Source organism: Actinomyces bouchesdurhonensis (assembly GCF_900128465.1).
Taxonomy (GTDB): domain Bacteria; phylum Actinomycetota; class Actinomycetes; order Actinomycetales; family Actinomycetaceae; genus Pauljensenia; species Pauljensenia bouchesdurhonensis.
On the sequence record NZ_LT635868.1, the window covers coordinates 616,966 to 640,260 of the forward strand.

The window sequence follows — 23,295 nt, forward strand, 5'->3', positions numbered from 1 at the left end:
AAATGACCCCCAAGCCGTTGCCGCTCGACGAGGCGCGCCTGTCCATCGAGGATGGTGACACCCGTATCGATCGCACCATCCTGGGCGCGGGGACGCGCGTTCTTACCCAGTCAATCCCAGCGACCAAGAGCGCGGGCGTGTCCCTGTGGGTTCCCGTCGGCTCGCGCGATGAGGGGCCGCGGACAGCGGGGTCGACACACTTTCTCGAACACCTGCTCTTTAAGGGGACGAACAAGCGCTCCGCCCTGGACATTGCTGTCGCCTTCGACTCCGTCGGCGGCGAATCGAACGCGGAAACCGCTCGCGAGCACACCGCATACTGGGCGCGCGTGCGCGACGCCGACCTGGACATGGCGATCGAGACGTTAGCAGACATGGTCACCGACTCGCGCCTCGACGACGATGATTTCGCGATGGAGCGCGGCGTCATCCTCGACGAGCTCGCCATGGGGGAGGACTCGCCCACGGAGACCGTCCACGATGCTTTCCAGCTGGCCGTCCATGGCGACCGTCCCATCGGTCGCCCCGTCGGCGGAACACCCCAGGCGATCCGCGAGGTGGGCCGTGCCGACGTGTGGGAACACTACCAGGCCCACTACGCGCCGTCGTCGCTCATTGTCGCGGTCGCAGGGCACGTGGACCACGACCAGGTGTGTGAGCGCGTCCAAGCCGCCCTGGAGGCTTCCCCGTGGGATCATGCGAGCGAGGCCGCACCCCGGCCTCGTCGATCGACGCTAGCCACTGCGATCGAGGATCACGAGCGCCACATCACCCGCACGCGTGATGTCACCCAGGCGCATGTGCTCATCGGCTGCGAAGGCCTGTCGGCCACCGATCCTCTCAGTCCTACGATGAGCGTCCTGCTGTCGGTCCTGGGCGGATCCATGTCGTCGCGCCTCTTCCAGGAGGTGCGCGAAAAACGCGGCTTGGCATACACCACCTATGCTTTTGACGTCGCCTACTCTGACACCGGTACCTTCGGCATGTACGCGGGGTGCAGCCCCGACAAGGTCACCGACGTCGAAGCCATCATGCGCGCCCAGCTCGAGGACTTGGCCGCGGATGGACCTACCGAGGAGGAGATGACGCGCGTGCGCGGACAGGTGCGCGGCGGCGTCGTTTTGGGTCTGGAAGACAATTGGTCGCGCATGATGCGGCTGGGACGTTCAGAGATCGTCGGACGCTACCGTCCCATCGACGAGTCCCTCGCGGAGTTTGACGCGGTGGACGGCGCCGACGTGCGGGCGCTGGCCGCGTCCCTCCTCGCCAAGCTGGACTGCCGAGCGCTCGTCCTGCCCGCAGAATAAGACAAGCGGTGCGCCCCCCTTCACGCGCACGGCGAGTGGTCTACCGTGAGATCAACAGTGAACGCGCACAAGGAGAGAGTGATGATTCGAGTGGCAGTGACCGGAGCCAAGGGTCGTATGGGGTCAACGGTCGTTGCAGCGGTGAGCGCCGCCCCCGATATGGAGGTTGTCGCCCAACTCGACGCGGGCGACCCGATTACCGCGCAGACCGTATTCGGTGCCCAGGTCGCCGTCGACTTCTCTGTCCCCACCGTGACCGAGGCGAACGTGCATGCGCTCATCGACGCTGGCGTGGACGTCGTCGTAGGAACGACCGGATGGACCGAGGAATCCTACGCGCGCGTGCGCACTCATGCACAAGAAGCGGGTCGCGCGGTCCTGATCGCCCCGAACTTCGCGATGGGTGCCGTTCTAGCTATGAAGTTCGCGGCGATGGCCGCCCCCTATTTCGAATCCGCCGAGGTTATTGAAATGCACCACCCGGGTAAGGTGGATGCCCCTTCGGGTACGGCTGTCGCGACCGCGCGCGGCATCGCTCGCGCTCGGGCCGAGGCGGGCCTGGGGGACATGCCCGACGCTACTGAGACGGACGAGCTGGGCGCTCGCGGCGGGCATATTGATGGGGTCCCCGTCCACGCCGTGCGTCTGCGCGGCCTGACGGCCTCCGAGGAAATCCTGCTGGGTAACGCGGGCGAACAGCTGGTGATTCGCACCGATTCCTTTGACCGGGTCTCCTTCATGCCCGGTGTGCTCCTCGGCGTGCGTCGCGTCATCGGTCGCACAGGTCTGACGATCGGACTTGACCAGGTCATGGGGCTGTGAGCGCTCTTCCCGATTGCTCGGTGAGGCCCGCACAGCTCGGCGACGAGGAGGTTATCGCGCGTCTACAGGTTCGTGCCTGGCGTGCGCTCATGGGAGATGCAGCCCTCGCATCCCAGGGAATCACCGAGGAGATGGTCGCCCACCAGTGGGAAGTGGCGCTGGGGTCGCCTCGGCCCGAGGGGACTGTCCTCCTCGTCGCCCTGCACGCGCACACGACCGTCGGCTTTGCGTTCGCCGGCCCCGACGAGGCCGGGGCATATGCGGGCGCACCGACCTGTGATGAGCGGGAGAGTGTGCGCGCCACGCAGGTCTACGAACTGGTCGTCGATCCGAGCTTTCGTCGTACCGGACACGCGTCGCGTCTGCTCGCTGCCGTCGCCGACCTGACGAGCGGGCAGCTGCGCGTGTGGGTCGGCGCGGATGACGAGGAACGCCAGCGCTTCTACTCCTCCGCTGGATTTGCCCCATCGGGTGCCGTTCGTACCTTGAGTGATCAGACGCAGCACATGTGGTGGGCTCAGCGCGACTAAGGACCTACCCAGGTGAGGGTAGATCGGCGCGTCGTGCGCGCCGTGGACACTCGTGTCTGGGGAGCGGGTCCTGCTGGGCACAGGTTGCGTAAGATGGAGGCATGACGAACATTCCTCCCCGCCGTTTCGGTTCCCTGGCCGTCGCCATGATCACCCCCATGACGGCAACCGGCGAGATTGACCTGCCCTCCGCGCAGCGCCTGGCGACCAAGCTGGTCGACGAAGGCTGCGACACGATCCTCCTGTCTGGAACGACGGGCGAGTCACCGACGACCCACCAGCCCGAAAAGAATGACTTGACAGACGCGGTCCGCGAGGCCGTGGGGAGCCGCGCGTTCATCCTGTGTGGAGCATGCTCGAACGACACTGCTCACGCCGTACGTATCGGCGAGGGTGCTCAGGAGCACGGAGCGGACGGTCTCCTCGTTGTCTCCCCCTACTACAATCGCCCCTCCCAGGAGGGCTTGCGCGCACACGTGCGTGCCGTCACCGACGCGGTTGATCTGCCCGTCATGCTCTACGACATCCCCGGTCGTACGGGCATCGCCTTCTCGGATGCGACCTTGGACATCCTCGCTCAGCACCCGCGCATCCTCGGTGTCAAGGATGCCACCGGCGACGTCGAGACCGGCGTGGAGCGCATGCACCGCACCGGTCTGGAGTACTACTCGGGCGACGACGGTCTGAACTTCGCGTGGATGACGGGCGGTGCCTCCGGTTTCATCTCTGTCGTCGCGCACGTGGCCTCCGCGCAGTATCGCCGCATGATTGAACTGCTCGACAGTGACCAGGTGTGGGAGGCGCGCGAACTCTCCTATTCCCTGCGTCCCCTGGTTCACGCGATCATGGGGGGCGGCCAGGGTGCCGTCTTAGCCAAGTATGCGCTGTGGCTCCAGGGCGTCATCGACAGTCCCGCGGTGCGTCTGCCCATGGTCGGTATCAGCGATGACGAGGTTTCAGCGCTACGCCGCGCCCTGTGCCTCGCCGATCTCCTGTGAGTCGCCACTCATCTATCATCCCTGTGACGGCGCCCAGGTGCGGCGTCGTCTTGGCACTGTTCTCGGCCCTCTCGCACTCAAGTGTGAGGGGGCCGACCCGCTTCTCAAGCTCCCCGATACGGGCAAAACCCCCCTGACGTGGCAGACTGGCACTATGAAGTCTTTGTACGAGAATCTCAGCGAACCCGCGCCCCTGGAAGAGGGTGCCCTGCGTGTAATCCCGCTGGGAGGCCTCGGCGAGGTCGGCCGTAACATGAACGTCCTTGAGTACCGGGGTAAGCTCCTCGTCGTGGACTGCGGTGTCCTTTTCCCCGAGGAAAGCCAGCCAGGCGTTGACCTGATTCTTCCCGATTTTTCCTGGATCGAGGACCGCATGGACGACGTCGTCGGCCTCGTTCTCACGCACGGACACGAGGACCACATCGGCGCCGTGCCCTACCTACTCAAACTGCGCGGTGACATTCCCCTCTACGGTTCTGACCTGACCCTGGCTTTCGTTGCCCCCAAGCTACGCGAACATCGCCTGGCCGACCCGGGCCTGAACGTCGTCGCAGAGGGCGATCGCCTGACAGTCGGCCCCTTCGACCTGGAGTTCGTCTCCGTCACCCACTCGATCCCCGACGCGCTCGCGGTCTTTGTGCGCACGGAAGCGGGTAAGGTCCTTATCACGGGTGACTTCAAAATGGACCAGCTGCCACTGGATCGTCGCCTCACCGACTTGCGCGCCTTCGCTCGCATGGGCGAGGAAGGTGTCGACCTGTTCATGGTGGACTCCACGAACGCTCTGGTGCCCGGCTTCATCACGCCCGAGCGTGAGATTGGCCCGGTCCTTGATCAGGTTTTCGGTGAGGCGAGCGGCCAGATCATCGTCGCGTCTTTCGCTTCGCACGTGCACCGTGTTCAGCAGGTCATCAATGCGGCTGCACACCACGGGCGCCGCGTGGCCTTCGTGGGTCGTTCGATGGAACGTAATATGCGCATCGCGGAAGAAAAGGGGTACCTGTCGATCCCCGAGGGCGTCACCGTGGACCTGAAGGACATCGGCGAGCTGGCGCCCTCTCAGCGTGTCTACATGGCGACCGGCTCGCAGGGAGAACCCATGGCAGCTCTGTCACGTATGTCGGTGGGATCACACCGTTCAGTTCAGATTGAACCGGGCGACATGGTCGTCCTGGCCTCCTCGCTGATCCCCGGCAACGAAAACTCTGTGTACCGTGTCATCAACGACTTGACCCGCCTGGGCGCGCGCGTCGTGTCGAAGGAGAACGCGAAGGTGCACGTGTCTGGCCACGCGAGCGCCGGCGAGCTCATCTACTGCTACAACATCGTTGCGCCGAAGAACGTCATGCCGATCCACGGCGAGGTGCGTCACCTGGTGGGTAACGGGCAGCTGGCCGTCAAAACCGGCATCGACCCGCAGAACGTGGTCCTGGCCGAGGACGGCGTGACCGTCGACCTCAAGGATGGTGTCGCGCGCGTGTCGGGCGTCGTGCCCTGCGAGTACGTGTACGTCGACGGACGCTCGATCGGCGAGATTTCCGAGGACGAGCTGGCGACGCGCCGCACCCTGGGATCGGAGGGCTTCATCTCGATCTTCGCGGTCGTTGAGCACGATTCCGGTATGGTGCTGGCGGGTCCCGAGATTCGCGCGATCGGTATGGCCGAGGACGACGCGGTCTTTGAGGAAATTCTGCCCGACGTGACGAAGGCGTTGAAGGACGCGGCTGCGCCGGGCGGACAGGACCCCTACGTCCTGCAGCAGGCAATGCGCCGAGTGATTGGGCGTTGGGTTGCGCGGCGTCTGCGTCGTCGTCCTATGATCGTTCCGGTGGTCACCGAGCAGTAGTCGCTCGGGTCCCGTCACTGACGAGGCTGTGGCTGCGCCCGGGCAGGGACGTAGAGCCGCAGGGGAAGGAAAGCTCGTGTCGGGCCGTTTTATTTCCACGCACTCCGTCGCTTTGGTGTTGCCGATGCACATCGAGTACATGCCTGATCGTGGGGGTTCCGTGCACGCCGACGCGGCGAGTTCGCGTCCGGGCGGCGGTTTTACAACCTTGTGTGCGGCGGCAGCCATGGGTGTTCCGGCTGCGGCGGCTTCACCGCTGGGCACAGGCCCGAACTCCTTCGCTGTTCGCCAACAGCTGGTTGAGGCCGGGGTGGAGGTGTTGACTCCAGAGTTGGTCGGTGACATCGGCGTCGTCATTCAGCTGATCGTCGAGGACGGGTCAATGCGCTCCGTTGTCACGGCGGGTGTTGAGTCCGAGCCTTCCCGCGCTACTCTTGACCGCATCGAACTGCGTGAGGGTGACCTGGTTCATGTGGCAGCCTCAGACATGACGAACGATCATGCCGCGGTGGAACTGAGCGAGTGGGCCGCCGCCCTGCCGCCTTTCGTGACCCTGGTCGTCTCCGTCTCTCCCGCGGTCGTCCAAGTGCCCGTTGAAGCCTGGGAGACGATCCTCCCGCGCGCTGACATCGTGACCATGAACAGCTGGGAGGCCTCGGCGCTGGCCGGCATCCTGGACGCTCGCTGCCACGGCTCCACGATCCGCACCTACATGCGTCCCGACGCTGCTACCGTGCGTCGCACGGGCGACCGGGGCTGCGAGCTGCAGACCTGCGCGGACGGCTCCGTAATTTCCGTCCCCGCCTTCGATGTGCGAGTCGCGGACACCGCTGGCGTTGGGGATACGCACATTGCTGAAATGTGTGCTGGCATCCTCTTGGGTTATGACCTGGAAACCTCGTGCCTTATGGCGAACGCTGGTGCGGCATTGGCTGTCTCCCACGAGTCGGCCCTTCCTGTTCCCACACGCGAACAGGTTGAAAAGCTGCTCGAAAGCGGTGTTGTTACCAACATCGTGCGCTGAGGGGAGCGGCGCGCCTCCTGCCGGGGCGCTGCGTGGGCGATATGGTGGAACGATCATGGCACAATCGTCTTCCCGTTCCTCCGGTAAAGCACCCGCGCGGCCACGTTCGAAGGCCGGAACCTCCAAGTCGGGTGCCTCCAAGGCCGCGTCCTCTCACGCCCAGGGCGCCCCCGAACCCACGCAGCCGGGTTTCCTGGCGCGTTTCTTCTCCGCCGTCGCACGCGCCGCCGTCGGTGTCGCACGCGCATGGAAAGCTACCGACCCGCAGGTTAAGCGCGACGCTTCGGCATTCGTCGCTGTCGCCGCTGCGATCGTCATCGCTCTGCGCGAATGGTTCCAGATTTCCGGTGAAGCGGGTGACGCCATTCATCGTGCCTCAGCAGGCCTCTTCGGAATCTTCTCAGTGGTCCTGCCACTCCTCCTGGTTGCCTTAGCGTGCGAACTCGTCTCCGCGCGCTCCGGGCGATCCGCGCTGCCCCACCACGTGGCCGGCGGCGTCGGCATCACGATGGCGCTGACCGGCCTGGTCCACGTGTCACGCGGCAATCCCGGCATGGGGGAGGAACCTGGTATCGACGCAGCCGGCGGCCTCATTGGCTGGTTCATCGCACGTCCCCTGGTGCTCCTCCTGTCCGGGTGGGGAGCGGGGGCACTCCTACTCCTGCTCTTGGTCTACTCGATCCTACTGGCCACTCGCACTGCAGTTGCCGACGTTCCAAGCCGGCTGCGCGACCTCGCCGCACACCTCAGTGGAGACTCCACTCGCGACAAGGACGGGGCATCGGGCGAGTCGGCACTATCCGACCAAGCCACAGACGCGCGGCGTCAGGGCCGCAAAAACCTGGCCGCCGACGACGATGCTTTCCTCGACGAGTACGACGGCGACGAGTCCTTCCGGCAGGCAGCCGACACGGAATCCGTTGATAAGACACGCCTCCTGCAATCCGGCCCCGTCCCCGTGGCTGCTCCTGAATCAGCTCCCGCGCCCCGGCCTCGTCCCACTACGCCCGACGCACCTACCGAGATGCTCACCCAGATGCGCCCCGCGCTGGTGCACGAACAGCCGACTGGGCACGTGACCGCGCACGTGACCGAGCCCGTCGACGAGCCGACACCCCCGCCGATCACCGATGAACCCGCCGGCGCCTTCCAGCCCGACCTGGACGATTCCATCACCTACACGCTGCCGCCGGAGGATCTCCTCGTGTCCGGGCCACCCCACATGACCCGCTCCGCCGTCAACGACCAGGTTGTCGCGGCCCTTTGTCAGGTCTTTGCCGACTTCAATATTGATGCCCGTGTCACCGGCTTCTCACGCGGCCCGACAGTCACCCGCTACGAGGTCGTCCTCGGCGCTGGCGTGAAAGTTGACAAACTCACGAACCTGTCGAAAAACATCGCCTACGCGGTCGCATCCGCGGACGTGCGCATCCTTGCACCCATCCCCGGCAAGAGCGCCATCGGCATCGAGATCCCCAACGCCGACCGCGAAAACGTTGCCCTGGGTGACGTGTTGCGCTCCGCTGCTGCGCGCCGCAATCATCACCCGCTCGTCGTCGGCGTCGGCAAGGACGTCGAAGGCGGCTACGTCGTCACCAATTTGGCCAAGACACCACACATGCTGGTAGCCGGCCAGACGGGCTCCGGTAAGTCCTCATTCGTCAACTCCATGATCACGTCGATCATGATGCGTGCGACGCCTCAGCAGGTGCGCATGATCCTCGTTGACCCTAAGCGCGTCGAGCTGACGATCTACGAGGGCATCCCGCACCTGATCTCTCCCATCATTACCGACGCCAAGAAAGCAGCCGAGGCGCTCGAATGGGTCGTGAAGGAAATGGACGCGCGCTATGACGACCTATCCGACTACGGCTTCAAGCACATCGACGACTTCAACAAGGCAGTGGCCGCCGGACAGGTGCAGGCCAAGCCCGGCCTCAACCGCACCCTGCATCCCTACCCGTACCTACTCGTTGTTGTCGACGAACTCGCAGACCTCATGATGGTTGCCCCCCGCGACGTCGAAGCCTCCATCCAGCGCATCACCCAGCTGGCACGCGCCGCCGGTATCCACCTGGTCCTTGCCACGCAACGCCCCTCGGTCGACGTCGTCACCGGCCTCATCAAAGCCAACATTCCTTCACGCCTGGCGTTTGCGACCTCCTCGCTGACCGACTCGCGTACGATCCTCGACCAACCGGGTGCGGAGAAACTCATCGGCCAGGGTGACGCCCTCTACCTGCCCGCCGGCGCCTCCAAGCCTATGCGTGTCCAAGGCGCCTGGGTTTCCGAATCTGAAATTCATCAGGTCGTGTCCCACGTCAAGAGCCAGATGGAAGCGCACTACCGTGACGATGTCGTGCCCGACAAGAAAGAAGCCAAGGTCGCCGAAGACATCGGAGATGACCTCGACGATCTTCTACAGGCAGCAGAACTCGTTGTTTCTACCCAGCTGGGTTCCACATCTATGCTCCAACGAAAGCTCCGCGTCGGCTTTGCCCGCGCTGGTCGCCTCATGGACCTCCTCGAATCGCGAGACATCGTGGGTCCTTCCGAAGGGTCGAAAGCGCGCCAGGTGCTCGTCACCCCCGAGCAGCTGCCCGAGGTTCTCGCCATGCTGCGCGGCGAATCCGCCAGCATTGCCGAGCCTGAGTCCGCCGCTCCTGCCATCGCATCCGCGGCGGCGTCCAACCCGGCCACCGGTGCGCTGAGTGCCACCAGCGCCCGGCAGGGGGACTCCTCTTCGGGTGACGCGCAGCCGCCCTCTGGTTACGAATCGGGAACGGGACGTACGGGCGATTCGCGCGAGAGCAAGGTGGACCCGTACTCTGGACATAACTTTGGTGGTTCCTCGCCTGACTGGGTGGATGAGGAGCCAGACGAGGACGAGGATGCTTGGCAGCTCACCGGTCGCTAAGAGAGAGGTATCAGCGATGACTGATAACGTGTCGCGCGTGCAGCACAATAGTAAAGTTTCCGTATGGAACTTGCCAAATGCGTTGACTGTGGCGCGACTCGTATCTGTTCCCGTTTTTATCATTCTGGCCCTGCAAGACTCCTGGGCTATGAGATGGGCCTCCTTCGTTGTCTTTGCGCTCGCTGCGATCACGGATCGCTTTGATGGCCATCTGGCACGCTCGTGGAACCAGATCACTGACTTCGGGCGCATTGTCGACCCCATTGCCGACAAGGCCCTGACGTTGTGTGGCTTTGCGGTGGCGTCCTGGCTCGTTAATCTTCCCTGGTGGGTGACGATCCTCATCGCCGTGCGCGAGCTGGGCATTACCGCAATGCGAGCCGTCTTCCTGCGTCGCGGCGTCGTCGTGTCCGCGAATCAGGCAGGCAAGCTCAAAACCTTCATGCAGATTATGGCGCTGGGGGTACTGCTCATCCCGTGGGGCTATTTCCTCGCGATGGACCAGATGGCGAACGAGTGGTGGGTCGTCATGATGATTCGTTTTGGTTGGGCTCTCGCTGGTGTAGCCCTCGCATTGACCCTTTACTCCGGCATCGTCTACGTCATTGATGGAGTGCGCCTCATGCGCGCTACCTCCGCCTCATCAGGTGACGATGACAGTGGCGACGATGAAGGCGAGAAATCGTCGACGCCTCTCGCAGGCCAGCACGTTCAGGCTTGAGTCTCGGTGAAGCAACCCACGTAAGAAGTGCCCCTGCGGTGGAATATGTTCGGTTTGGTGTACGTTGAATGGGTATGCAGGCGATCCGAGGGACGCGCCCAGCCGGTTACACCGGTCCGATGCGCGAACTGACGATGCATTCGACGAACAGGAACGGCTACAGTAGCAATATGGAAAAGACACGGAGTGAAACCCCGCTGCTGCGCAGCGAACTCGGCGATGTTCTGCGCGGCATTCGCCAGCGCCAGGGTCGAACCCTGCGCGAGGTCTCTTCCGAGGCGCAGGTGTCCCTGGGTTACCTCTCCGAAGTTGAGCGTGGGCAGAAGGAGGCATCCTCTGAACTGCTCGAAGCAATCACCTCTGCCCTGCGCGTACCGCTGTGGTATGTGCTGCGCGAGGTTTCCGAACGCATGGCGATCATCGACGGCGCCGTGGTCCCCGATGCGGTGCCCGATGAGATCATGCCCGTTACGCTGATTTCCTGACGCGTGAAGCATTCCGAATTCTACGAAGCGGTCGAGGCGACTTTTGGGTCTGCTCTCGGTCGTTCGTACGTATCTGACCTGTATCTCTCGTCGTTGGGTGGGACGGCGAGCGATGCGCTGGCGGTCGGCGTGAACCCAGACGAGGTGTGGGCTCGACTCTGCGAAGAAACCGGTCGTGAGGACGCGCGTTGGATTCATCGCATTGATCCGCGCGAGCGAGGCCGCTAGCCTGCGGCGGTGAGTATCCTGTGTGGTCTACCGTCGCTGCTCCTGATCGCCATCCGTTTGCCGGGAGGCTCGGCGTGTCGCCCGCGAATCGAACACCTGTTCCATTTAAGCTAGTGGACGACGAAATTTTTGTGCGTGTCGTCCACAGGGAAGGCGCGTGCGGGACGTAGATGACGATGGCCGGTCGCATACTCGTCATGGCGCCTCGGAGAGGGGCGTCATTTAGGCCAGGACACTCGCAGGCCGGAGAGGCCTCAGCATGAAAGGACCATCATGGCAGCCCGTAAAGCACCCGCAGCGAAGAACGTGACAAACGACCGTAATAAGGCGCTTGAAGTTGCACTGTCCCAGATCGACAAGCAATTCGGTAAGGGGTCCGTGATGCGCCTGGGAGACGATAGTCGTCCTCCAGTTCAGGTGATCCCCACCGGTTCGCTTGCCCTTGACGTTGCACTCGGCATTGGGGGCCTTCCCCGCGGTCGCGTCATTGAGGTTTACGGTCCCGAATCGTCAGGTAAGACGACGGTCGCCCTGCATGCTGTGGCGAACGCGCAGAAGGCTGGCGGCAACGCTGCCTTCATCGACGCCGAGCACGCACTCGATCCCGTCTACGCTCGCGCCCTCGGTGTGGACACCGACTCCCTCCTGGTCTCTCAGCCCGACACGGGCGAGCAGGCCCTCGAGATCGCTGACATGCTGATCCGCTCGGGTGGCATCGACATTATCGTCATCGACTCGGTTGCGGCCCTGGTGCCGAAGGCCGAAATCGAAGGAGAGATGGGGGACTCGCACGTCGGCCTGCAGGCTCGTCTCATGAGTCAGGCCCTGCGTAAGATCACGGGGGCTCTGTCCGCCACCGGCACGACTGCGATCTTCATCAACCAGCTGCGTGAGAAAATCGGCGTTTTCTTCGGTTCCCCAGAGACAACGACTGGTGGCAAGGCTCTGAAGTTCTACGCCTCGGTGCGTATCGACGTGCGCCGGATTGAGACTCTGAAGGAAGCGGGGGCGCCCGTCGGTAACCGTACGCGTGCCAAGGTCGTCAAGAACAAAATGGCCCCGCCGTTCAAGCAGGCCGAATTTGACATCGTCTACGGCAAGGGCATTTCACGTGAGGGCTCGATCATTGACATGGGCGTCGAGGCCGGGATTGTTCGTAAGTCCGGCTCGTGGTTCACCTACGGTGATGATCAGCTGGGTCAGGGCAAGGAGAACGTGCGGCAATTCCTGGTGGACAATCCCGAGCTGGCCAACGAGATCGAGCAGAAGATCCTGGTCGCTCTGGGTATCGCGGAGGAGCCGGAGCCGGAGAAGAAAACGAAGAAGGCATCCGCTGTTGATCCCGACGAGGATGCGGGCTTCTGAGTCGTGGTTCGCTACCTGGACCCGGAGGACCATCCGGAGCTGGGGGAGGAACGACACCGTCGCTCCTCCCCGGGTGAGCGGCTCGCCCGAGCGCGCGAACGTAACGCCGCCCTGACGGGGGCTGAAGCGATTGAGGCGGCGCGAGAAGTGGCACTGCGTAAGCTTGACGTGCGCGCGTGCTCGCGCGCCGAACTTACGGCAGCTATTGAGACACGTGGCTTTAGTCCTCAGTTGGCTCTCGGGGTCGTTGATCGTCTCGAGGCCGTGGGATTGGTCGATGATCAGGCGTATGCGGATGCGTTCGTTCGCTCTCGTTTTTCTGCCACTGGTGTCTCGCGGCGTGCTTTGCGTGAGATTCTTAGGCGCAAGGGGTTGGACAGTGACACGATCGAGTGTGCCCTGTCGCAGATTGATCGTGATGATGAGGCTGAGCGGGCCCGGCAGCTGGTCGCTCGCAAGGCTCGTTCTCTCGCAGCAGTTCCCCGCGACACCGCTTATCGCCGACTGTGCTCGATGCTGGCTCGTAAGGGCTATTCCTCGTCTGTGGCATCGAATGTCGTGCGTGATGCTCTCGACGAATGGCATGCTGGTGGTGCGGAGGATGAGGACCGCTGGAGCTGGGAGGTACCCGTGTGATGGATGACGTGCAGGTTGGAGCACTGGTCGAGGAAATGACGAGCCGTGGGCTGACCGTCGCGACCGCTGAGTCGCTCACGGGAGGGGGCCTCGTTGCGCGTCTTGTTGACGTTCCTGGTGCCTCTCACGTCGTGCGTGGCGGTGCCTGCACGTATGCCGTTGACACCAAGTGTTCGGTCCTGGGGGTTTCATCGGATCGACTGGCGCTGACGGGACCAGTCGATGAGCAGGTGGCTCGCCAGATGGCCGAGGGGGCCCGGCGTCTGTTCGGGGCCTCCATGGGGCTGTCGACGACGGGCGTGGCCGGGCCGGGTCCCGCGGACGGATACCCCGCTGGAACCGTTCACATTGCCTGCGCGCATGAACGTGGGACGGAGCACCGATTACTCCACCTGGAGGGTGATCGAGCTCAGGTGCGCCAGGGTACGATTGATGCGGCGCTTGCTCTACTGCGTGATGTGCTCGACTTCTCTGGGGACCTTAGGGGCGATTAGACTTTAGTGCGATGAATACGACGATGACGCAGGCTGGTGTGCGACCTCGCACTTACGCGGTGCGAACGCTCGGCTGCCAGATGAATGAACATGACTCCGAACGTATGGCGGGTTTGCTCGAGCAGGCTGGCCTCGTCCCCGTTGACACCGTTCCCGAAGCCGTCGCGCGTGCGACTGACGCTGGCGATATGGGAGCCGACGTCGTCGTCATCAACACCTGCTCCGTGCGTGAAAATGCGGCGACTCGCCTGTTCGGTAACCTCGGTCAGTTGGCTGCTGTCAAGCGTGAGCGTCCCGGCATGCAGATCGCCGTCGGGGGCTGCCTTGCGCAGCAGATGCGCGATGGTATCGTCACCAAGGCGCCTTGGGTCGATGCTGTTTTTGGCACGCATAACATTGATGTGCTTCCCGCATTGTTGGCGCGCGCCGCGCATAACCGCAAGGCTGCCGTCGAGATTGAGGAATCGTTGAAAGTGTTTCCCTCGACCTTGCCTACCCACCGGGAGAGTGCGTTTGCGGCGTGGGTGTCGATTTCTGTGGGCTGTAATAACACGTGCACGTTCTGTATCGTGCCGCATCTGCGTGGCAAAGAGCGCGACCGACGTCCCGGCGACATTCTGGCTGAGGTTGAGGCTGTTGCGTCGCAGGGCGCTATCGAGGTGACTTTGCTGGGTCAGAACGTCAATTCCTACGGTGTGGGGTTCGGTGAGCGCGGTGCTTTCGCGGACTTGTTGCGTGCTGTTGGTCGCGTTGAAGGCATTGAGCGTGTGCGCTTCACGTCGCCTCACCCCGCGGCCTTCACTGACGATGTGATTGCTGCGATGGCGCAGACTCCGACGGTGATGCCGAGCCTGCACATGCCGCTCCAGTCGGGTTCTGATGCCGTGCTGCGCCAGATGCGTCGCTCATATCGCCGTGAGCGTTTCATGGGTATCCTCGAACGGGTGCGTGCTGCGATCCCCGAAGCGGCTATCACGACGGATATTATTGTCGGTTTCCCCGGCGAAACTGAAGAGGATTTTCAGGCGACCCTTGATGTCGTGGAACAGGCTCGTTTCACGTCGGCTTTCACGTTCCTGTACTCGCGTCGGCCCGGTACGCCCGCAGCCGATCGAACGGACCAGGTGCCCGACGACGTTGCACTGGAGCGCTACCAGCGCCTCATCAAGCTTCAGGAGCGAATTTGCGCTGAGGATAGTGCGGCGCTGACTGGGACCGATGTTGAGGTCCTCGTCTGCGAGGGTGATGGACGTAAAGATGGTGCGACGCATCGTATCTCGGGCCGCGCCCGCGACAACCGCCTGGTGCACGTGGCCCTGCCCGAGGGGATGAGTGAGACTGATCGCCCGCGCCCCGGCGACATGATTCGTGCGACGGTGACCTATGGTGCGCCTCATCATCTGATCGCTGATTCTGGCGCGCAGGGTGGCCTCTTTGAGGTGCGTCGCACGCGCGCCGGTGATGCCTGGCAGGCGCGCCAAGTCCCGCCGGAACCCGACACGGCAGTGTCGTTGGGTATTCCGACTGTGCGCGGGGGTGCTCCGCGCTGACGAGCACGCCAGGGTGTTCCAGCGAATACTCGCGCGTGATTTGCGCGACTACATCGCGTCAGCTGCATCGAAAGGAAAAGGGTGTGCACGTTTGCGCATAGCAGAGGTAAAAGTTGAGAAAATGTCTCAGGCGAACGCATGTGTGACGTGCGTCTGAGGCGCTACCTTTGAGTCGTGGCGATCGTCACGATGTTGAGATGATCGGCATGCGGGAGCACTCTCGGTAGTGCGGGTCGATTCGAGCCCCCTATGCGACCCGTGGCCCCACCGCGCAGGTGCTACACGCTGCGCCGTCGCATGTAGTCGGCGCACACTCACCGAGAGTGCCCCGTTCCTCCAAGCGAGGAACGGGGCACGTCGTTTGGTATCCGACGGGGTATTATTCTGCGGATTCCTCGGGCGTATTGAAGAGGGTGGGCAGTTCCTGTGCGGCCTGCAAACCGATAATCAGGCCGCGTCGCGCCATGACGTGAATCTGGCGGTCTGAGAGTCCTTCGCCGACGAAGAAGCGGGAGGCGGCGACCAGGATCCAGCCCGCGTCGGACTCGATGGGGAAGACGGTTGGCTGCAGGTGTTCAGAGTTCCAGCGGTTCGCGATGGCCTGCAGGGAAATCTCGGTGTGGTCATCTCCTGGGGGTACGATGCGTGTCTCGATCTGTACCCAGGGAGCGTCGGCGGGTTCACGGTGAATCTGGAAGGGTACATCGTTGAGCTGTGCCGCGACGATGAATTCATGGGTGGCGTGCGGCAGGCCATCGCCGTCGAGGACGGTCGAGATACGTTCGATGGTGACCTCTAAGACCTCGGTGCCCCACTTGGCGGCGTATTCGTCGGGTTCCATGGCGGGGTTTGCGGCGCTGGGTTTGGTGGCCTCGGGGGCGGGGGTGGCTTCCCCGTCCTCACCGAAGGTGAAGCTCTTCCATTCAGGCATTGTCGGCCTCCTTGGTCCACTGGTCGGGGAACATGACATCGAGTTGGTTCATCATGGAAATGGCAGCCATGATGAATTGGGAGACCTCGGCGTTGACCTGTGCTTCGGATGCGCCGACAACCCAGTTGAAAGTGTGCTGAAGCTGCAGGGAGATGGCGCCCGAGTCGGTCGTGACGGAGGTGATCTTGGGCACGTAGGTCGAGGCATTGAGGCGGCGAACCGCGGATGCGATCTGATCGGCGTGCGAGGGGGCGAAGAACCGCGGGTAGTCCGCGACGCCTTGCGCGGGACGCCCCTCGGGCACCGCAATGCGTACGGTGCGTCCTGGCAGGATAGCTGCGATCTGCCCGGTGGCGGACACGAAGGGGATCAGGCCGACGGCCTCAACTGCCTGGGTGACGCGATCAAGGGTGACCGGTGGGGTGTTAGTTGTGCTCATGGTGTTAAGCCTAGCGGCACGTGGGTGGTATTGGGTGCTAGCGCCCGTACACTGGTGGCCATGGAGTCTTGTGTGACGTGTGCGTCGGACCTCGTGTGCGCGGTTGTGGGACCCACGGCGTCGGGTAAGTCGGATCTGGCGCTCGAGGTGGCCTGCCGCCTTCCGGGTGTACTGGGAGCGGGCGGGGCTGGCGAGATTGTCTCTGCCGACGCGCTGCAGCTTTATCGTGGCATGGACGTGGGCACGGCGAAGACTCCGGTGAATGAGCGCCGGGGGATCGCTCACCATCAGATCGACGTGCTCCAGGTGCGAGACGAGGCGTCGGTGGCCGCCTATCAGCGTCACGCGCGCGCTGACGTGGCGGACATCCATGCGCGCAGGGGAGTCGCGGTGGTTGCGGGGGGTTCGGGCCTGTATCAGCGTGCGCTCCTGGACGTCATCGAGTTCCCGGGGACGGATCCGGTCCTGCGTGCCCGCCTGGAGGAGGAGGCGGAGGGGGCGGCGGGTTCGCGCGGCCTTCACGATCGTCTGAAGGCTCTGGACCCGGTGTCGGCGACGCGCATCGACCCGCACAACACGCGTCGAATCGTGCGCGCCCTGGAGGTCATCGAGTTGACGGGGAGGCCCTATTCGTCCTCGATGCCCCGGCACGAATTCGTCTCTCCTGCGCTCATGGTGGCGTTGCGTCGTTCGACGGAGAGCCTCGATGCGCGCATCGATGCGCGCACTCGCGCAATGATGGATGGCGGCCTCATTGAGGAGGTACGCGCTCTCATTGACGAAGGGCTGCGTGAGGCTAAGACCGCCTCCCGGGCGACGGGCTATGCGCAGGCGCTCGCGGTCATCGATGGGATTATGACTGAGGACGAGGCCGTGGACTCTATTGCGCTGGCCACCCGTCAACTGGCGCGCCGTCAGGTCAAGTGGCTGCGACCGGATCCGCGCGTGCATTGGCTGGACGTGGAAGAGTTTGCCTCGGACGATGCCGTGGCGACCCGCGTGGTTGAGCTGGCGGAGCGGGAAGCTGAGGCGGCGCTCGCGCGCTCGTAGCGCGGTCGGCGGCTGCGAGGAGGGGGTGTGGGCGCTACCGTGGGGGCATGGTGAACTCGCAGCTGCCCCCTCATACTCGCGTTGTTAAGGCGCACGGTGCCGGTAACTCTTTCGTCGTGGCTACGGACCGCTTCGATGAAGACGATCCTTCTGAGGAGCAGGTAGCGACTCTGTGTTCCTCGGCGTTCGGGATCGGCGCGGATGGCTTCATTCGGGCTGTTGAGCGTGATGGCATGTGGTTCATGGACTACCGCAACGCCGACGGGTCGAAGGCGGAGATGTGCGGTAACGGGGTGCGCGTGTTTGTCGATCACTTGCGCCGTGAAGGCCTGGTCGACCTGCCGGTGGGTGCCACGCTGGAAGTGGCCACCCGCGGCGGTATCAAGCGCGTGACACCGGAAGCGGAGGACGAAGGAGAGGGAGCGCGCTACCGCGTCGACATGGGTCCGGCGGCTTCCCCGGCGCGCGAGACAATCAAGGTGAGCATCCCCGGCATCGACGGGGTTCTCGNTTCGCCACCCTGGACCCGACCGTGCGGCGCGCTCGCGCCGCCGACGGGCGCGAGTACACGCTCACCGACACGGTCGGATTCGTGCGCAATCTGCCCACGCAGCTGGTTGAGGCCTTCCGCTCGACGTTGGAAGAGGTGGGCCAGGCCGACGTGATCCTCCACGTCGTGGACGCCGCCCACCCCGACCCGGTCTCTCAGGTGCAGGCCGTGCGCGCCGTCATCGACACGATCGAGGGGGCCTCGGACATCCCCGAATTGATCGCCCTGAACAAGGCCGACCTGGCATCGCCCGAGCAGATCGCCCTGCTGCGCACGGTCTTCCCCGGCGCGGTTCCCTTGAGCGCCTACACCGGATGGGGCGTGGACGCGCTGCGCGTTGCGCTGGAGGATATGCTGCCCCGGCCTCGGGTCGCCGTCGACGCGGTCCTGCCGTACTCGGCGGGTTCCCTCGTGCACAGGATCCACGAGGAGGGCGAGGTGGAGCGCGAGGAANGCCCCGCGCGCCGTTGGCGGCGGCGTTACGCTGCGTCAGATCCAGGGCGCGCGAGTTCACGTCGACGGCCCACACGGTGGCTTGCGGCGACTCTCGCGACATGACGGTCGCGATCGGACCCCAGCCGCAGCCCAGATCCAGGAAAGTCCCACCCTCGGGCAGGTCGGGTGCGACCGAGAGCAACTGACGGGTCCCCAGGTCCAGCTTAGACCCGGAAAAAACGCGCGAGGACACGCGCATCGACAGATCGAAACCCCGCGCGCTCACCTCGATGAGGCGAGTCTCGTCGGCGCTCGCGGGGGCAGAGTCGGTGAAGTACTGTTCATCCACGAAAGAAAGCCTATCGCGCCCGCGCGCGCAGACGCAGATGAGGGCCCGTCGTGCGACANTGTCCGGGGCGATCGGCGGGGTCGGCATCGGTGAGCGCGGCGCGATTTTGACTTCCGCAACCCTGGCTCTGGGTGGCAGCTTCGACTACATGGCCCAAGCCACGGGCATGGCCCTGACGGGCGTGCCGTGGCACGGCATCGACGTGGGGTCGCCCTTTGACCACGCCCGTCAGGGTATCCGCTACGTGGCGAGGCACCTTCCTCCGCCGGGACGCGACGGCCCCTCGGAGCAACTACTGGACGAACTCGTTGAGCTCGCCCAGGCCTCGGGGGGCGGGGTCCTGGCGCTCTTCGCCTCGCGCCGGGGTGCTCAGGCGGGGGCGCAGGCGCTGCGCGAGCGTACCGAGCTGACGGTCTACCTCCAGGGGGAGGAGACGCTCGCACAGCTGATTGGGCGTTTCCGTGAGGAACGCGATTCGTGTCTGGTGGGAACCATGTCCCTGTGGCAGGGGGTTGATGTTGTTGGGGATGCGTGTCGGCTTGTCGTGATCGATAAGATTCCGTTTCCGCGACCGGATGACCCTGTTTCGCGTGCCCGCTCCAAGGCCGTTGAGCGCCGAGGGGGTAATGGTTTCATGTCTGTCTGCCTCACTCATGCGGCCCTCATGATGGCGCAGGGAGCAGGGCGCTTGCTGCGCTCAACCGAGGATCGCGGAGTCGTGGCCATTCTCGACCCACGTGCTTTGACGAAGCGCTACGGCGCCTTCATCCTGGCGTCGCTACCTCCTCTGTGGCCGACCACGGATCCGCACGTCGTGCGAGGAGCACTCCGACGTTTAAATGGTGCCGGTGATCAATAGGTGGCAAGTGGTTTCGCACACGCGAAAAGTCGTGTAAATTAGTCATCAGGCCTTCCATGACCTGCAACAACGGAAGCGCCTGCTCACACTAGGAGAGACACGTGGAAAACAAAGCGCAGACCCTGTACCCCTCGAAGTCCTCTGGACGACCCTCAAAGATCGCCATCATCGGTGCTGGCGCCGTTGGTACCGCTGTCGCGTACGCGTGTGCGATGCGTGGCGACGCGCGTTCGATCGTCCTCCAGGACATCAACAAGCCTAAGGTTGAGGCCGAGGCCCTCGATATGGCCCACGGCATCCAGTTCACCCCAGCCGGTTCCATTGAAGGATCCGACGATGTTGAGATCGTCCGCGGATCCGACCTCATTATCGTGACGGCTGGCGCGAAGCAGCAGCCGGGGCAGTCCCGCCTGGAGCTGGCCGGCTCGACCGTCAACCTGATGAAGAAGATCGTTCCGAACCTGCAGAATGTGGCTCCTGACGCTCGCTTCATGTTCGTGACCAACCCGGTGGATGTCGTCACTTACGTGGCGCTGAAGCTGACCGGTCTGCCCCGCAACCAGGTCTTCGGTTCTGGCACTGTGCTGGACACCTCTCGCCTGCGCTACCTCGTGTCGCGTGAGACCGGCGTAGCCACGCAAAACATTCACGCATACGTGGCCGGTGAGCACGGCGACTCTGAGGTTGCCCTGTGGTCCAGCGCCGAGATCGGCAATGTGCCGCTCTCCCAGTGGGGTCCGACGCTGAGCGGTCGCGTCTTTGACTCGGCCATGCGCGACTCCATTGCGCAGGAGGTCGTCCAGTCCGCCTACAAGATCATCGAAGGCAAGGGAGCAACGAACTACGCGATCGGCCTGTCCGCTGCGAACATCGCGGGTGCGGTACTGCGCGATGAGCAGCGCGTCCTCACTATCTCGACGCTGCTCGAGGACTGGGAGGGCATCTCGGATGTCGTCATGGCCGCCCCGACGATCGTTGGACGCGACGGCGCGGGACGAGTCCTGAATCCGCCGCTGACCCTTAACGAGCGCGACGGCCTGACCGCCTCGGCCGAGCGCCTGCGTCAGGTGGCCCGCGACCTGGGCTTCTGAGCCTTCTTCGCTTTCCTTAATGGCGCCGACCCCGTCTGGGGTCGGCGCCATTGGTATGTGCGGGGGGTCAGAGGGAGCGGATGACAGTGACGACCTTGCCGAGGATGGTGGCCTCGTCGCCGGGAATGGGAGAGTAGTCCGGGTTGTGGGGGAGGAGCCACACGTGGCCGCCCGTGATGGACAGTTCCTTGACGGTGGCCTCGCCGTCGATCATGGCGGCCACGAATTCTCCGTTGCGCGCATCGTTTTGGGAGCGGATGACGACGTAGTCACCGTCGAAGATGCCGGCGTCTATCATGGACTGCCCGCTGACTTCGAGCATGAAGAGGTCTCCGTGCCCCGTCATGGAGGTGGGTAGATGGAACACGTCCTCGACGTGCTGTTCGGCAGTGATGGGTGAACCCGCCGCGATGCGACCGACGAGCGGGATTGCCGTGCCCTCTTCCGCCACGTGGGAGACGGGGATTTCAATGCGGACGACGGGGGAGGGGGCGGGCGCCTGGGTGCCGAGCTCGCTGCGCGCCTTGTCGGTTAGGTCGAGGGCGCGCGGTAGGCCGGGTTCGCGTGCGAGGTAGCCCTGCGCCTCGAGTGCGTCGAGGTGGTGTTTGACGGTGGAAGGGGATGCGAGGCCCACTGCGGATGCGATTTCGCGTACTGAAGGAGGGAAGCCGCTGACCTCCAGCTTGTCATTGATAACTCGCAGGATTGCGCGGTGCCGATCGGTGATTGGACGGTCGGTCATGGGGTCCTCCTGTGTGGGCGGATGCAGATGTGCATGGGTGGTTGTCCACTGGTGATGTCAAGTTTAAGCCGAAAACGCGCGAGTATGAAACATATGTTCGAGTGTGCCTCGACATTGCTGCCCGCGCATGCTATCGTACAGGTGTTCGACGAACATGTGTTCGATCAGTCGTTCTGGAGGTTGCCATGAGTCTTTCCTACGCTGCCACGTCCACCGTTTCCTTCCCCGCGCGTCGCTCATCGAAGCGGCCTGTGACGGATGCGCCCCTAGCGACGGTGAGAGACATTTCCACCGCTCCTTCCGCGCGCCGACGCGTCGAAGCCCAGCGCGCGGATGACCCCTCCTTCCTTCGTGCACCTGTGGCACCTCGTCGCGTGGTGCGTGCCTCCCGTCGTACCCTTGTGGTGGGGGTCCTCGCCACGATCGCTCTGTCGGTGGGGGCAGGGGCCCTGGGATTGGCCCTTCAGCCCGCAGCGTACGATGGGCCAACAGTCATTAAGGCGGCGGTTAGTGGGGACTCCGTCTGGTCGCTCGCACAGTCTGTTCGAAGCGAGCGACCGCTCGAGGACATTGTTGCGGACATTGAGCGCCTCAACGACATTGACGGTGCTCTTCAGCCTGGACAGCGCATCGTTGTGCCCGTTCGATAGCGGTGGCGGATGGGACTCTTGTGACAAGGGTGGACTTCAACGTGTACCGTTGAAGGGTGCACTGCCCTTTCTGTCATAACCCTGATTCGCGCGTCGTCGATACGCGCATCGCCGACGACGGTGCGTCGATTCGGCGCCGTCGCGAGTGCACGCACTGTAAGAAGCGTTTTACGACCTTGGAGACATCGTCCTTTCAGGTCGTCAAGCGCTCGGGCGTCGTCGAATCTTTCTCCCGCAATAAGGTTGTCTCCGGCGTGAAAAAGGCATGCCAAGGCAGGCCGGTCTCCGACGACCAGCTCGCGATTCTCGCCCAGCAAGTGGAAGAGAAGTTGCGTTCGACCGGCGTATCAAACGTATCGACCAACGAAGTCGGTAAGGCGATCCTGCCCTTCCTGCGCGACCTGGATGTCATCGCCTACCTGCGTTTTGCGTCCGTGTACCGGGCCTTCGACACGCTCGAAGATTTCGAAGAAGCAATTCGTGCTCTGCGCGAACGCTCCCAGGGCGTCGTTTCTCGAACCCAGGAAGAACCGGGCGAGGAGCCTGTCGCCCCGAAGAAGGCTCGCAAGGCGCGCGCGAACCGCAGGCGGCCAACCGTTGGCCCAACCCTGCTTGGAGACCAGTAGCATCCGCGTCCACAAAGGATACGGGAGGAATCGTCCAAGCGATAACGCTGGTCCTACTTGTTACCCTTCGTGAAACGNCATCGCGCGCGTCCAGGAGCGCGCCCAGGCGGGACGCGGACTCGCGAGCTGTTCGCGCTTGGCGCGCGCGGCCTTCAAGGGGAGCTTAAGCGCCATCCGCGAGGCCGTGGGAAGCGCCGTCGTGAGGTCCATGGAGAAGGTGGTGTGCCCCCGCCCCAGGAACGTCAGTTTCTCCAAAGCTTTCGACCAGGCGATGGTGACCCGGGCACCGTGACGCTCGTACTCGCCCTGCAGCTCGCCGGAGGGTGCAAGCGGGTTGTGCTCGACGACGATGGCGCCGAGCATCATCGTACCCAGCACCGCGACCGCGTGCTGGGGGCAGTTGGGCATGACGAGGGCGACGCGGTCGCCGGGACGCACGCCCGCCTGGTGCAGTGCTCCCGCGCACTGGCGCATCTGTTCGGCTAATTCTTCGTAGGAGAGCTGACGCGCGAAAAAGTCGATGGCCGCACGCTTCGGATACCGGGAGGCGACCTCCATGACCATGTCGGGGATCGGCTGGTCGGGAGTGGCTATTTCGTAGGCGACTCCGGGCGCGTACAGTGCGCGCAGCTTCGACGTCAGGTCCATCT

21 protein-coding genes and 5 pseudogenes are annotated in these 23,295 nt (G+C 63.9%); 21 read left to right on the forward strand and 5 right to left on the reverse strand.

Going from position 1 to position 23,295, the window contains the following annotated elements; translation table 11 throughout:
* Positions 1-2 precede the first annotated feature (2 nt).
* The 14 genes from BQ7477_RS07685 (at position 3) to miaB (ending at position 14,923) form a co-directional block, all read left to right on the forward strand.
* Positions 3-1,307 (forward strand): M16 family metallopeptidase, encoded by a 1,305-nt coding sequence (locus tag BQ7477_RS07685; protein WP_073983437.1) that lies wholly within the window; start codon positions 3-5, stop codon positions 1,305-1,307.
* An 81-nt stretch (positions 1,308-1,388) separates the two neighbouring features.
* Positions 1,389-2,129 (forward strand): 4-hydroxy-tetrahydrodipicolinate reductase, encoded by a 741-nt coding sequence (gene dapB, locus BQ7477_RS07690; RefSeq protein WP_073983438.1) that lies wholly within the window; start codon positions 1,389-1,391, stop codon positions 2,127-2,129.
* 20 nt (positions 2,130-2,149) lie between these two features.
* Positions 2,150-2,659, forward strand: coding sequence for a GNAT family N-acetyltransferase (locus tag BQ7477_RS07695; RefSeq protein WP_084795718.1), 510 nt, complete (start codon positions 2,150-2,152; stop codon positions 2,657-2,659).
* Positions 2,660-2,760: 101 nt separating this feature from the next.
* Positions 2,761-3,657: a 4-hydroxy-tetrahydrodipicolinate synthase gene (gene dapA, locus BQ7477_RS07700; RefSeq protein WP_073983440.1), complete on the forward strand. Its 897-nt coding sequence runs from the start codon at positions 2,761-2,763 to the stop codon at positions 3,655-3,657.
* Positions 3,658-3,811: 154 nt separating this feature from the next.
* The gene (locus BQ7477_RS07705) at positions 3,812-5,503 is read left to right on the forward strand and encodes a ribonuclease J (RefSeq protein WP_073983572.1); all 1,692 of its coding nucleotides are present in this window, start codon (positions 3,812-3,814) and stop codon (positions 5,501-5,503) included.
* 124 nt (positions 5,504-5,627) lie between these two features.
* Positions 5,628-6,527, forward strand: coding sequence for a PfkB family carbohydrate kinase (locus tag BQ7477_RS07710; protein WP_073983573.1), 900 nt, complete (start codon positions 5,628-5,630; stop codon positions 6,525-6,527).
* A gap of 55 nt (positions 6,528-6,582) precedes the next feature.
* Positions 6,583-9,444 (forward strand): DNA translocase FtsK, encoded by a 2,862-nt coding sequence (locus BQ7477_RS07715; protein ID WP_073983441.1) that lies wholly within the window; start codon positions 6,583-6,585, stop codon positions 9,442-9,444.
* 16 nt (positions 9,445-9,460) lie between these two features.
* Positions 9,461-10,165, forward strand: a complete 705-nt coding sequence (pgsA, locus tag BQ7477_RS07720) for a CDP-diacylglycerol--glycerol-3-phosphate 3-phosphatidyltransferase (protein ID WP_073983442.1) — start codon at positions 9,461-9,463, stop codon at positions 10,163-10,165.
* A gap of 170 nt (positions 10,166-10,335) precedes the next feature.
* A complete protein-coding gene (locus BQ7477_RS07725) occupies positions 10,336-10,650 on the forward strand; it encodes a helix-turn-helix domain-containing protein (protein ID WP_073983574.1) in 315 nt (104 codons plus the stop codon).
* Positions 10,651-10,653: 3 nt separating this feature from the next.
* Positions 10,654-10,878, forward strand: coding sequence for a DUF3046 domain-containing protein (locus BQ7477_RS07730; RefSeq protein ID WP_073983443.1), 225 nt, complete (start codon positions 10,654-10,656; stop codon positions 10,876-10,878).
* Positions 10,879-11,151: 273 nt separating this feature from the next.
* Positions 11,152-12,243, forward strand: coding sequence for a recombinase RecA (gene recA / locus BQ7477_RS07735; RefSeq protein ID WP_073983444.1), 1,092 nt, complete (start codon positions 11,152-11,154; stop codon positions 12,241-12,243).
* A 3-nt stretch (positions 12,244-12,246) separates the two neighbouring features.
* Complete coding sequence (locus tag BQ7477_RS07740; RefSeq protein WP_073983445.1) at positions 12,247-12,879, forward strand: regulatory protein RecX; 633 nt, start codon at positions 12,247-12,249, stop codon at positions 12,877-12,879.
* Positions 12,879-13,373, forward strand: a complete 495-nt coding sequence (locus tag BQ7477_RS07745; RefSeq protein WP_073983446.1) for a CinA family protein — start codon at positions 12,879-12,881, stop codon at positions 13,371-13,373. The genes BQ7477_RS07740 and BQ7477_RS07745 overlap by 1 nt, the downstream gene beginning before the upstream one ends.
* Before the next feature lie 11 nt (positions 13,374-13,384).
* Positions 13,385-14,923 (forward strand): tRNA (N6-isopentenyl adenosine(37)-C2)-methylthiotransferase MiaB, encoded by a 1,539-nt coding sequence (gene miaB, locus BQ7477_RS07750; protein ID WP_073983447.1) that lies wholly within the window; start codon positions 13,385-13,387, stop codon positions 14,921-14,923.
* 379 nt (positions 14,924-15,302) lie between these two features.
* On the opposite strand, the gene BQ7477_RS07755 is transcribed toward miaB, so the two are convergent.
* Entirely contained in the window at positions 15,303-15,854 is a 552-nt protein-coding gene (locus BQ7477_RS07755; RefSeq protein WP_073983448.1) for a type III secretion system chaperone family protein, read from the reverse strand.
* Entirely contained in the window at positions 15,847-16,293 is a 447-nt protein-coding gene (locus tag BQ7477_RS07760) for a histidine kinase (RefSeq protein WP_073983449.1), read from the reverse strand. Before BQ7477_RS07760 ends, BQ7477_RS07755 begins: the two co-directional genes overlap by 8 nt.
* 60 nt (positions 16,294-16,353) lie before the next feature.
* Between BQ7477_RS07760 and miaA the strand changes: the two genes are divergently transcribed.
* From miaA to BQ7477_RS07775, 3 genes and pseudogenes are all read left to right on the forward strand, one after another.
* Positions 16,354-17,343, forward strand: coding sequence for a tRNA (adenosine(37)-N6)-dimethylallyltransferase MiaA (gene miaA / locus BQ7477_RS07765; RefSeq protein ID WP_073983450.1), 990 nt, complete (start codon positions 16,354-16,356; stop codon positions 17,341-17,343).
* 47 nt (positions 17,344-17,390) lie between these two features.
* Positions 17,391-17,852 (forward strand): annotated as a pseudogene (locus BQ7477_RS07770) (diaminopimelate epimerase); the annotation flags it as partial.
* Positions 17,853-17,854: 2 nt separating this feature from the next.
* A pseudogene (locus tag BQ7477_RS07775) lies at positions 17,855-18,451 on the forward strand (GTPase); the annotation flags it as partial.
* Here BQ7477_RS07775 and BQ7477_RS07780 read toward each other — a convergent pair.
* Positions 18,348-18,677, reverse strand: a pseudogene (locus tag BQ7477_RS07780) (class I SAM-dependent methyltransferase); the annotation flags it as partial. The pseudogenes BQ7477_RS07775 and BQ7477_RS07780 overlap by 104 nt on opposite strands.
* A gap of 61 nt (positions 18,678-18,738) precedes the next feature.
* Here BQ7477_RS07780 and BQ7477_RS07785 point away from each other — a divergent pair.
* Positions 18,739-19,536 (forward strand): annotated as a pseudogene (locus BQ7477_RS07785) (ATP-dependent DNA helicase); the annotation flags it as partial.
* 101 nt (positions 19,537-19,637) lie between these two features.
* Entirely contained in the window at positions 19,638-20,627 is a 990-nt protein-coding gene (locus tag BQ7477_RS07790) for an L-lactate dehydrogenase (protein WP_073983451.1), read from the forward strand.
* 67 nt (positions 20,628-20,694) lie between these two features.
* On the opposite strand, the gene lexA is transcribed toward BQ7477_RS07790, so the two are convergent.
* Positions 20,695-21,369: a transcriptional repressor LexA gene (gene lexA, locus BQ7477_RS07795; RefSeq protein ID WP_073983452.1), complete on the reverse strand. Its 675-nt coding sequence runs from the start codon at positions 21,367-21,369 to the stop codon at positions 20,695-20,697.
* Between the two features lie 185 nt (positions 21,370-21,554).
* Between lexA and BQ7477_RS07805 the strand changes: the two genes are divergently transcribed.
* Together BQ7477_RS07805 and nrdR are read left to right on the forward strand one after the other, a co-directional pair.
* Entirely contained in the window at positions 21,555-22,019 is a 465-nt protein-coding gene (locus BQ7477_RS07805) for a LysM peptidoglycan-binding domain-containing protein (RefSeq protein WP_073983453.1), read from the forward strand.
* A 56-nt stretch (positions 22,020-22,075) separates the two neighbouring features.
* Positions 22,076-22,645, forward strand: coding sequence for a transcriptional regulator NrdR (nrdR, locus tag BQ7477_RS07810; RefSeq protein WP_073983454.1), 570 nt, complete (start codon positions 22,076-22,078; stop codon positions 22,643-22,645).
* Positions 22,646-22,723: 78 nt separating this feature from the next.
* Here nrdR and BQ7477_RS07815 read toward each other — a convergent pair.
* Positions 22,724-23,293: pseudogene (locus BQ7477_RS07815) on the reverse strand (AMP-binding protein); the annotation flags it as partial.
* Positions 23,294-23,295 lie beyond the last annotated feature (2 nt).